At 43.8% G+C, this 10605-nt stretch carries 8 protein-coding genes and 1 pseudogene; 1 reads left to right on the top strand and 8 read right to left on the bottom strand.

Annotation, left to right across the window (positions count from 1 at the left end):
* The 8 genes and pseudogenes from H6G32_RS20430 to pilM form a co-directional block, all read right to left on the bottom strand.
* Nucleotides 1-219, bottom strand: a pseudogene (locus H6G32_RS20430) (RNA-guided endonuclease TnpB family protein); the annotation flags it as partial.
* 245 nt (nucleotides 220-464) lie between these two features.
* Complete coding sequence (locus tag H6G32_RS20425) at nucleotides 465-1988, bottom strand: dihydrolipoyl dehydrogenase family protein (protein ID WP_190461555.1); 1524 nt, start codon at nucleotides 1986-1988, stop codon at nucleotides 465-467.
* A gap of 78 nt (nucleotides 1989-2066) precedes the next feature.
* A complete protein-coding gene (gene cobD, locus H6G32_RS20420) occupies nucleotides 2067-3182 on the bottom strand; it encodes a threonine-phosphate decarboxylase CobD (protein WP_190461553.1) in 1116 nt (371 codons plus the stop codon).
* Nucleotides 3183-3208: 26 nt separating this feature from the next.
* Nucleotides 3209-3493: an HU family DNA-binding protein gene (locus tag H6G32_RS20415; protein WP_190461551.1), complete on the bottom strand. Its 285-nt coding sequence runs from the start codon at nucleotides 3491-3493 to the stop codon at nucleotides 3209-3211.
* Between the two features lie 500 nt (nucleotides 3494-3993).
* On the bottom strand, nucleotides 3994-6168 hold the full coding sequence (locus H6G32_RS20410) for an AMIN domain-containing protein (RefSeq protein WP_190461549.1): 2175 nt from the start codon (nucleotides 6166-6168) through the stop codon (nucleotides 3994-3996).
* A gap of 157 nt (nucleotides 6169-6325) precedes the next feature.
* Nucleotides 6326-7105 carry a pilus assembly protein PilO gene (locus H6G32_RS20405; RefSeq protein WP_190461546.1) on the bottom strand — a complete coding sequence of 260 codons (780 nt, stop codon included), beginning with the start codon at nucleotides 7103-7105 and terminating at the stop codon, nucleotides 6326-6328.
* Complete coding sequence (locus tag H6G32_RS20400) at nucleotides 7102-7866, bottom strand: PilN domain-containing protein (RefSeq protein WP_190461544.1); 765 nt, start codon at nucleotides 7864-7866, stop codon at nucleotides 7102-7104. The genes H6G32_RS20405 and H6G32_RS20400 overlap by 4 nt, the downstream gene beginning before the upstream one ends.
* 4 nt (nucleotides 7867-7870) lie before the next feature.
* Entirely contained in the window at nucleotides 7871-8983 is a 1113-nt protein-coding gene (gene pilM / locus H6G32_RS20395) for a type IV pilus assembly protein PilM (RefSeq protein WP_190461563.1), read from the bottom strand.
* A 139-nt stretch (nucleotides 8984-9122) separates the two neighbouring features.
* Here pilM and H6G32_RS20390 point away from each other — a divergent pair, with 139 nt between their 5' ends.
* Complete coding sequence (locus H6G32_RS20390; RefSeq protein ID WP_190461542.1) at nucleotides 9123-10421, top strand: ABC transporter substrate-binding protein; 1299 nt, start codon at nucleotides 9123-9125, stop codon at nucleotides 10419-10421.
* Nucleotides 10422-10605 lie beyond the last annotated feature (184 nt).

Raw genomic sequence — 10605 nt, 5'->3', positions numbered from 1 at the left:
TTGCTTACTAACTTTTGTTGGTAAAGCTTTGTAGTCGTCGGTTTGAGACAATTGGTGATAGAGTTGATTAAAGTTTAGTTTCTGGTGGTGTTGAAAGAAATATTGACGATAATAGTAATTAGCTAAGTTAAACAAATTTTTAGACAAAAAAGCCTTGTGGTCAATGTCTGACCAGAAAGGATGGTTTTTGGTCATGATATGACGTTCAACTAGCTTCATAACTTGATTATACTGTGAGAATAGCTTTCTTAAAACCAAGTTCAAAAAACTTACTCATTATTCTTATATAGCTATAAAAATGAGTAGGATTGAGGAGAATTAGCTAGATTTTTGATAACTGCATTTACCCACAAAAATCCCCAATCTCAAATCTTTAGTTGCCAGATGGTTAAGCCAAATTACCTAAAGGCATCAAAATGTAAAATTTCCTTAACCTGTCACGGATGACGCTGTACTAGTGCTAATTACAAATTCCAATCGCGGCGAAACTGGAAAAAGTCTTCTAGAAGGTCTTGCAGGGCGGTGTTTCTATTTAGCCGTTGTTTGCTCCATTCTCCTGCTGTTTGTTCTATGATTTCTGAAAAACTGGGATAGGCAGGAAATAAACTTGCTAAATGTTTGACGGGAATTTTTCGGGACATTGCCAAAGCAATCAAATTAATTAATTCTGCCGCTTCTGCCCCCAATATGGTAGCTCCCAAAATTTCCCCATTTTCGAGAACAATTATTTTACAAATACCCGTAATTTCGCTTCGGAGTTGAGATGCTGTTACTGATTTAAAATATTTTCGTAAAACTAAAACTTTATCTTGACTAAATTGATCTTTGGCTTGCGCTTCAGTCAAACCTACTTGCCCTAGCATCGGCTGAGTAAATACCGCCCAAGGTATGCATTGATAATTAACGGCAGTTCTAGGGAAAAAGAGGGCATTTTTCAGAGCGATGCTGGCTTCATAATTGGCGATGTTAGCAAGGTCATAACCACCAATTACATCACCACAGGCGTAAATACGGCGGTTAGTGGTTTGCAGTTTATCATTTACCAGCAAGCGTTGCTGATGCCATTTAACACCTACTGCTGCCAAATTTAGAGATTCTAGATTTGGCTGCTGTTTAGTTACTATTAAAATTTCATCAGTTTCAATTGCTTTATCTCCTGCTTGAATCCACTTTTTACCCTCAATTCGCCGCACCTGGGTTACTGATGTTTGGGTCAGGACGCGCACGCCATCAACTTCTAATTGTGCCTGAAGCAACTGGGCTATTTCTGGGTCAATAGAGGAAAGAATATAGGGGTGTTTAACTATCAGGGTGACGCTGTAACCTAACTGCGCTAAACTTTGAGCAATTTCAATGCTTTGGGGGACACCACCCATAATTACCCAATTTTGGGGCGGGTTTGGTTCTTTTAGGGATTGCCAAATATTAGCTAGAGTGAGGTAGCCAGTGGCTTGTAGTCCGTCAATTTTGGGAATTGCTGGACTTGAACCACCAGCAAGCAAATAGGTGCGTGCGTGTAATAGGCGTTGGCGTAGCCCGTCGTAGGCATCGCTGACAGCAAAAGCTAGTTGGGGTGAAGAATGAAATTGACCATTGCCAAAGATGACGTCCACCCCTAAAGCGGCTAGGTTGGCAGGAGAATTTAGTTCTGCAAGATTTGAAACTATCCCTTGAGAAGATAGCATCACTTTTGACCAATCCGTAGATATTGGCGATTTTTCTGAGGAGGCTGGGGTGGGGGGGGTTGCTCCGTTAAGATAAATTTCTGGTATGGTATTAGCCTGTGAGGGATGAATCCCAAGATTTACCGCATTATGCAACTGCTGCACCATTTTGCCGATTTCGTTTAGTGTGTGGTGATGAATCAACCCGTGGTTGATTTTCGGTTCTACTAAGGCGACTGTGGCATGTAGTTGGGTTGCAGCTAAGGCTGCGGAATGTCCGGCAAGACTGCCGCCAATAATTACAACATCGTAGTCAATAGTCATTTGTCAATAGTCAATAGTCAGTTGTTAGTTGTCAATTGTCAGTTGTTTCTTCTTTGCAACTGGCAACTGACAAAAAACTCAGAATTCAGAACGCAGCAAGGATTTGAGAGCTGTTAGTAAGCGCTGGTTATCGGACTCAGAACGTACAGCAATGCGGAAAAAGCGATCGCCTAGTTCTTTAAAGCTAAGGCAATCGCGAATTAAAATCTGCTGCTGCCGGAGTAATTGTTGTTGTAACTGGGAAGTTGACCGTTTTGATTCCACCAGCAAAAAATTAGCAGCGCTGTTTTCCGGTTGCAATTCGGGAATTGAGGCTAAACCCTGAAAGAGTTGGTTTCGTACAGGTGGTAGCCATTTCCAGGTTTGCTCTTGAAACTCTCGATCCTGAAGTGCCGCAATTGCCGCCGCTGCCGCCAGGGTGTTTACAGGCCAGGGATCTCGCCATTGCTGCCATTTAGCTAGGCAGTCAGGGTGAGCCAGAGCATATCCTAGTCGCAATCCTGGAAGACTATAAAATTTTGTGAGCGATCGCAATACCACTAAATTTCTATATTCCTGCACCACCGAAATCAGGCTTTGTTCCTCAGAGGGCGGCACAAAATCCATAAACGCTTCATCCACCACCACCAAAGCAAACTGCTCTAGATAAGGCAAAATGGACTCCCGCGAAAATAGCTTTCCTGTTGGGTTATGGGGGTTATTCAGCAGTAACCCACAGTCAGTGGTGAGTACCGTTAGCGTAGCGGGGCGTAGCCCGTGGTGAGTGCTGAGTAAATCTGGTAACTCATAACTCATCACTTGTTGCTCAGGACTAAATAGAGAAAACTCCAGAACTTTAGCGTCGTACGCTGCCAGGGTACGGTAATAGTCGCCAAAGGCTGGAGTAATTAACATTGTTGCGGCTAATTGAGATAATTCTCTACCTACCAAAGTAAGTAATTCTGCAGAGCCGTTACCCGGCAGAATCCACTCAGGCGGCAGTTGATGAAAGTGACTGAGAGCTAGTCTCAGTTCACTATAATTGGGGTCTGGATAATGCCTGAGATTGCCAAGTTGGGACATAATAGCGGCGATCGCGCTATTTGGCGGGCCCAAAGGGCTGATACTAGCAGAAAAATCCAGAATAGCCTCAGGGGGACAGCCAGCCAGTGCTGCTGCCCAGGCTAAATTTCCCCCGTGTGCAGGTTGCCGCATCAAAAACAAGTTCCCTAAGGCAGAACCTAAGATTTTGGGGGTGCTACCCGTTCTCTAAACATCTTTCCAGCAGAGAAGGCAGGAACCTTCGTCGCTGGAATTTCCATTTTTTCATTGGTCTTCGGGTTGCGACCTTCACGGGCTTTACGTTCCCGTGATTCAAAAGAGCCAAATCCCACCAGCGTTACCTTATCACCAGAGGAGACAGCCTCAATAATCGTTTCTAAAGCGGCTGTTAAGACCTGATCAGCTTGTTTTTTAGTAACACCAGCTTTTTCAGCTACTGCATCAACTAATTCACCCTTGTTCATATCAAACTCCTTGAGGTTTACTTGAGATTCTCTACAGATATTTGTTGCATCTTTACCAAAATCTCTGTTTGGAGATTTACCAAAATCGGCCCTTGGGAGCATTTACACGCAAAATGTCTGCAAATCCCATAGGCTCGACTTTTCAATGAATCATTCTAAGGTGTTGTAGCCAGAAGTGGATAGATGAAACCATTAATTTATATGGATTTCAGGATTTTTTGTGATTTTTGGGTGCTTGTTGTACTCTAAACCACCAGAAAACTAGGAAAAAGTACTTAGTAAAACCAACTATGGGTATGAAGCCAAAACTAAAAAGAGAAGAAATCAGAATCAAATGCTAATAGTTTTGCAGTACTGAACCAATGAAAAATCCATGAGGAGGCAGGAAAGAAACCCCATCAATAAATTCAGGGGTTTCAAACTTTTGATGCCGAAACCCAGCGCTACGGGTATCGAAATACATCAAACCAAACCAAGGCTATAGAGTTTTGCACCCCATCTTATTGCTTACCAGGCGCCTTCAAGCCACGGCGCTCAAAGATTTGCCGCACCTGTGGACTGGGGGTATAATTATAGCCATAGGCAGAATTCTGCGTGTCATCCATAATCTGAGGTGTGAGCAACACAATCACCTCTTTACGCAGATTATTTTTGGTTGTACTTCTGAACAGCGCACCAATCAACGGAATATCACCCAAGATAGGAATCTTGGATATACTTGTGCGGTCTTCATCTTGAATAATCCCACTGAGAATTAGCGTCTGACCATCTCGCAGGCGAATTATGCCAGAATTCAGCGAGCGTTCTGATATCAAAGCAATCTCCCCATCGCCTGTAGTTGCTGTATTTCCGACTGCTTTAACAATAGGAGCAACCGATAGAGCGACAAAACCATTGTCGTCAATTCGCTCAATTTTAACAGCTACAGTTAAACCAATTTTCTCCTTGGTCACCTCGCTCACTTCTCTGAGAACACCGCTGCCGTTGTCAGTTGTAGTTGTTGTGAACTTGCCAATCACTTCTTGGGTCAAGTTGACATTAGCCGTTTGACCTTCTTGCACAATTAAACTTGGGTCAGTCAAAATCTTGGCATTGCCGTTGGTGACAGTAGCCTGTAGCTGAGAGAGAAAATTGCGAGAAAACTGCACAGGGTTGGTGAAATCTCCGGCGGGATCGTCGATTGTTGGTGCACTTGTCAAACTGTTATTTATTTCTGTTGTAGTTGGTGGTCTAGTTCTACCTGTGTTAACATTCGCTACGCCTCCACTACTTGAGAAAAAATTGTCACCAACGCCAAAAGAAAAACTGGTGCTGAACTCATCCGTGTTAGTCAGGTTAATGTCGACTATTTTGACATTAACGACAACTTGACGACGGCGGATATCTAGCTGAGTTAATTGAGCCACTGCAATGTCAAGTAACCGGGGAGAACCAATCAAGGTAACGGAATTCGTGCGCTCGTCACCTAGTGCCTGTATACCTCTGAGTAAGGGATTAGAATCTTTAAACTCAGCCCGTTGAGTTTCCAGTTTAGTTTCTGTGGTCGTTTGAGTTTGGGTGATAGGAGCGGCTCCAGCGCCCACAGCCACAGCATTGACACTAGTAACAAGTCGTTCCCGGCTAATGGCACTTTCTGCCCCCAAGCCGACCAAAAAATTCAGGGCGACTCCCACCGTTACCTGATTAAGTCGCAGGTTACGCATCACCACATCACGGGTGGAATTAGGTAGTTTAGCCCCAACAAAAATCGTGCGTCCACTGCGGTTAGCTTCTAAACCACTCAGGCGCAAGACATAGTTAAATACATCTTGCACTGGCTCATTTTCTATATCTAGAGAGATGGTTTGAGAAATTGTTGGTGTACTATTACCAGGGATAGGCTGACCTCCTGGAGGCTGCGCTCCTTCGCCGCCTATGTAAGCTAAGTTCATCCCAGCAGCACGGGCCAACAATGACAAAACCTCTCTAACTGGAGCATCTCGCAGCACTAAGCGAGGAACACGTTCTTGAGTTCCCAAGTCAATATTACTGGGAGAGGCATCAGTAGTGGCGATAGAAATATCTCCCACCGGTGGAGCGACGGCTCTGGGCAAGAAAGGTGGAGCTTGATTATAAGGTTGACCGATTCCCGCAGGTTGTGCAGGTCGGCCGTCAATTGTAACTTCTGGGTTGGGGACAAGAACATCTTGCTTTTGAGCAACCTGGACTGGGGTAGATGCAGGCGGTTTGGTTGCTGTTGGCGTTGTTGGTGCCGATGCTGTGGTGTCAGTAGATGGTGTAAAGCCGAGGGTAATGCCGTCTTGCTTTCGCACCACTCCTTGGCTGCTGGGTATGTTGTTGCTGCCAGTCACCGTCACCCGGATGCTATTACCATCAAGCTGACTGATCTCAACTAAGGCAATTCCCGGTGCGGGTTCTTCTTTGCGGAAACTATTACCTTGTGGTAAACGCAGTTGAGTGTTAATAATATCTGAAACTAAGGCTTTACCTTTTTTGGTGGTAAAAACTTGCGGGCGATTGCCGGCAGAAGCTTTCAAAACCACGCTAATTCCACCATCTACTGGATTTAGCTGTACATCAGTAATTGTAGTAGTCTGTGCCCACACTGGTTGAGCTGCCAACAATACAAAAGTAGCAGCACCCGATATTAAACTGTTACCGTGAACCTGTTTCACAGTTCATTCCTCACCTTAATTAAAACCGTGTTGACCAAGAATCTTTAAGTAGCCGCATCTCTAATTAGTGCTGAGTAGTCAGTGCTGGGTGCTGAGTATGATTGTTTCTACTCAGAACTCACCACGGGCTAGGCTAATAGAACTCAGCACTTTTTTGTTACTTCTGTCCCTTCGCTTTAGCTGCTGTATCTGCTGCTATTGCTGCTGCATCTTCTGGACTAAGTGGCATTAATGCCTGCAACTGGAAGGATGTTGTAATCTCTACTGGGCCGTTCCGCATTCTTTTGTTTTTGTCTTCTGGGGAAATAGCCTCTGGTGGTTCCAATTTTGTTTGAAAGTCTTTAACTATCATCAAGGGCTGCAACCGCTCAATGTTACGCATAATCGATTGTGTTTGTTCAAAGGTGCCGACAATTTCCACATTGATGTTGCTGCGTTTTAGCTTGTTATCGACTTGTAGTCCTAGAGTGCCATCAGTAACTATTTCTGGTTTATTGGCAGATGGCACAAACTTCTTCAGTTGAGCGCCCACGCCATTTCCAGGAGTTTTAGCGCCTGACTGAACCAAGCGATTTGTATCTAGCAGTAAGGTACTCAAGGCTTTTTCGTTAGCGAATAAACTTAAAACCTGAATTTTTTGCTGCTTTGCTTGAGCTAACTCTTCTTTGATCTTGTCAGCCTGTTGGACTTTGATTTTCTTTTGGTCAATTTCTACTAGAAGTTCGCTATTTTTTACTTGCTGTTGCTGATAGCTCTCCAAGGTTGGCATCACTAGGTTTAGGAACATATAGCCTGCTCCCAAAAGTCCCAAAGACCCCACTATGATGCCAATGATTTGGGGTGTGAAAGAAATACCAAAGACGACAGGATAGGGTGATGTGCCTTCATCAAACGCCCCGCCGTGTTCTGCAAAACTCAAATCATCACTAAACGTCATTTTGGAATGACTCCTGTTTGTTGCATACTGCGAATTCGAGCCACTAGTCCCACTGTGCCTTTTTTCTCTAACTCCTGAATTAGCTGAGATGCTGGAACCTCAGTCAGGCTCGATTGAATAGTGTATTTGACTATTTTCGGTGGTTTAATTGGCACAGAACTTCTATTAGAATCTACTTGTAATGGAGCATCTACTAACTCTGCTGTAATAATTTTGCTTTCTGAGGACTTTAAGAACTTAGATTGTTCCAGACTCAGCAAGAAATCGTTGACATCATTAAAGGAGCTAGCAAATCCGTTAATTTCTAATCCCCCAGCGGTATTAGTTGGTGCTTCTCCCTTGGTGGGGACAATAGGCGCTATTTGCCTGATGTTATCGATTTGCACTAGGGCGGGGATGCGATCGCGCAAATCTTGCAACATTGCAGACCAAGGACGAATCTGATCAAACACAGTGACTAAAGCTTGAGTTTCTCCTTGAATAGCGATCGTTTCTTTCTGGATTTTGTTAATGTTGCCGATTTTTGAGTCTAACTCCGCTTTTTCCTGTTCTAGTTTTGCTATTTCCTGCGCTAAATTGCCACTTTGAGTTTGCAAAAACAACCAACCAGAGGCCACCAACAGTGGAAAACACAAACCTATGCCAACTCCCAGATAAACTGGCCTTAAATCCCCAATCTGAACCGGTTTTCCTGGCTTTTTGTCAGAGTTTTTCTGATAAGCTGGGCGGTCTTTAAGAAAGTTAATATCCAGACTGTACATTCGGTCATACCTCCCGCATTCCTAAACCAAGTACTATCCCCAACCCAGGGCGTAGCGCCAGGGGATATTTTTCCGCGTCAACTTCCAAAGACAAAGACCCTATAGGATCTATTTGGGTAGTTGGCAAACTCAATCTTTGAGTAAAAAACTCATCTAACTGTTGGAGTCCCCCCCCAGGGCCAGCCAGTAGAATCTGCGCTACTTCCAAATTTTCACTTTGATTGAGGTAAAAATCGATGGAACGCCGCAGTTCATCTGATAGTTCTCCCAACACTCTCAACATGGCAGCCATACCAGGATTAATACCGGTGACGCCAGTTTTGCCTCCATCTATGGGAGTTGAAGGAATAGTCATGCCCTGCAACATTTCCATATCTCGTGATGTGGGTAAGTTCATTGCCCTCGATAAAGCAGTTTGCAGTTGATAAGTACCTATGGGCACCGTACGGGAAAATTGTGGTACTCCATTAACGATGATGGCAATTTCTGTGCTATCGAACTCGATATCAACTAGCACCGCTGCTTCTTGGGGCCCGAATAGTCGCAGCTGATCACGAATAGTCCGAATTAGAGCAAAACTGTTAATCTCTAAAACATCAATTTGTAATCCTGCCTGCTCAAATGTACTCACGTAGGTATCTGTCACCTCCTTACGAGTAGCAACCAAAAGCACCTGTACTTTTTCTATGCCATCCTCATCTACAAAGTACCCAAGTTTCTGATAATCCACATCAGCTTCTTCACGGGGATAGGGTAAATATAAAGCCGCCTCATGATTTAACACCATCTCCCGTAATTCCCTGTCATCTAACTCTGCTGGTACAGGTATCAGACGCACAATAGAATCTCTTCCGGGAACACAAGTAGCAACACGAGATGTCTTGATTTTACTTTCAGCCAAGGCCTGCTGGATTAGTTGCGCCATTGCTGCAGGATCAGCAATTTGACCATCACTAACTATGCCTTCGGGAACCGATACCGATGTGAAAGTCTCTAATTTCAAACCTTGGCGTTGCTTGCGTAGCTGGACTACATTGACTCGTTCTGGCGCCAGTTCAATGCCAACCCCTTTATTAGAATTACCAAATAGACTTTTGAGTTTGAAGCTTCTGACCACAGTTTTGCCCACTAGATTGCTAAATGGAAAATTTAAATACTATTGAAAACGATCTTGGTATCAAGTAATTGATTTAGCCTATAATCTCGACAACTATACATAACTTTTCACCCCGATCAACCGTAAAACTACTAGTACGATGATTAAAATGCGAAAATTTAAACAGCTAACTGTTTGTGTACTGCTTGGCTTATTCACCAGTTGGATTGTAAGTTGCAGCACTCTTAACGTTGGCACAGGCACAAAACAAGCTTCATCTAAAGCAGCAACTATTGAGTTTTGGACAATGCAACTCCAACCCCAGTTTACCAACTACTTCCAAAGCTTAATTGCAACATTTGAATCTCGAAATCCTAGTATCAAGGTTAACTGGGTGGATATACCTTGGGCTGCTATGGAGAACAAAATTTTAACAGCTGTGTCAGCAAAAACGCCACCTGATGTTGTCAACCTCAACCCAGATTTCGCTTCCCAACTTGCAGGACGAAATGCCTGGTTAGATTTAGATGCAAAAGTCTCAAAGGACGTACGCTCCTCCTATCTGCCAAATATCTGGAAGGCAAGCACGCTCAATGGCAAGAGCTTTGGGATTCCTTGGTACCTCACCACCCGGCTAACTATTTATAACACCGATTTATTAAAACAGGCAGGTATCAGCAAAGCGCCTGCCACTTACGCAGAATTAGCCAAAGTGGCACAACAAATTAAAGATAAGACAGGGAAATATGCATTTTTTGTGACTTTTGTACCGCAAGATTCCGGCGAAGTGCTGGAATCCTTTGTGCAGATGGGAGTTACACTAGTAGATACCGAGGGTAAAGCGGCGTTTAATTCCCCACAAGGCAAGGCAGCATTTCAATATTGGGTAGATATGTATAAAAAACGGCTGCTTCCTAAAGAATCATTGACACAGGGACATCGTCATGCTATTGATTTATACCAAGCTGGTCAGACAGCGTTGTTAGCTTCTGGCCCAGAATTTCTCAAGACGATCGCTAATAATGCCCCGACAATCGCTCAAGCTTCGGCTATAGCTCCCCAACTCACAGGTGATACAGGCAAGAAAAATGTCGCCGTGATGAACATAGTTATTCCCCGCGAGTCCAAAAACCCTGACGCCGCTGTGAAATTTGCCCTATTTGTCACCAATGACGAAAACCAGCTAGCTTTTGCTAAAGCTGCGAATGTTCTACCATCGACAATCAAAGCACTAGCTGACAGCTACTTTCGAGAGGTTGCAGCTAATGCCACAACAGTTGAACAAGCAAGAGTTACCAGTGCTAAACAGCTACAACACTCAGAGATATTAACCCCGACACTCAAGGATTTCAAAAAACTGCAAAAGGCAATTTACGAGAACTTGCAAGCAGCTATGCTAGGTGAAAAGACAGTAGATAAAGCCGTAGAAGATGCAGCGCAACAGTGGAATAATCGGTAATGAAGATCAGGATTCTCAGATTAAAGGATGAACATAATTGATTTGAGAATCATCAAGATTAATCCTGCACATCCAAAAATCCTTAAATCCTGATTGGGAGCAGGATTCTCAGACTAAAGAATGAACATAATTGATTTGAGAATCATCAACATTAATCCTACTCATCCAAAAATCCTTAAATCCT

The organism is Cylindrospermum sp. FACHB-282 (genome assembly GCF_014697195.1).
GTDB lineage: Bacteria > Cyanobacteriota > Cyanobacteriia > Cyanobacteriales > Nostocaceae > Cylindrospermum.
The sequence above is the reverse complement of the archived record's forward strand: the minus strand, read 5'-3'. Positions and strand labels throughout refer to the sequence as shown.

What these genes read in the sequence shown, in the direction of transcription:
- H6G32_RS20405 (WP_190461546.1), bottom strand. Translation starts at nt 7,105, where the DNA reads ATGACGTTTAGTGATGATTTGAGTTTTGCAGAACACGGCGGGGCGTTT.
- H6G32_RS20400 (WP_190461544.1), bottom strand. Translation starts at nt 7,866, where the DNA reads ATGTACAGTCTGGATATTAACTTTCTTAAAGACCGCCCAGCTTATCAG.
- H6G32_RS20425 (WP_190461555.1), bottom strand. Translation starts at nt 1,988, where the DNA reads ATGACTATTGACTACGATGTTGTAATTATTGGCGGCAGTCTTGCCGGA.
- cobD (WP_190461553.1), bottom strand. Translation starts at nt 3,182, where the DNA reads ATGCGGCAACCTGCACACGGGGGAAATTTAGCCTGGGCAGCAGCACTG.
- H6G32_RS20390 (WP_190461542.1), top strand. Translation starts at nt 9,123, where the DNA reads ATGATTAAAATGCGAAAATTTAAACAGCTAACTGTTTGTGTACTGCTT.
- H6G32_RS20415 (WP_190461551.1), bottom strand. Translation starts at nt 3,493, where the DNA reads ATGAACAAGGGTGAATTAGTTGATGCAGTAGCTGAAAAAGCTGGTGTT.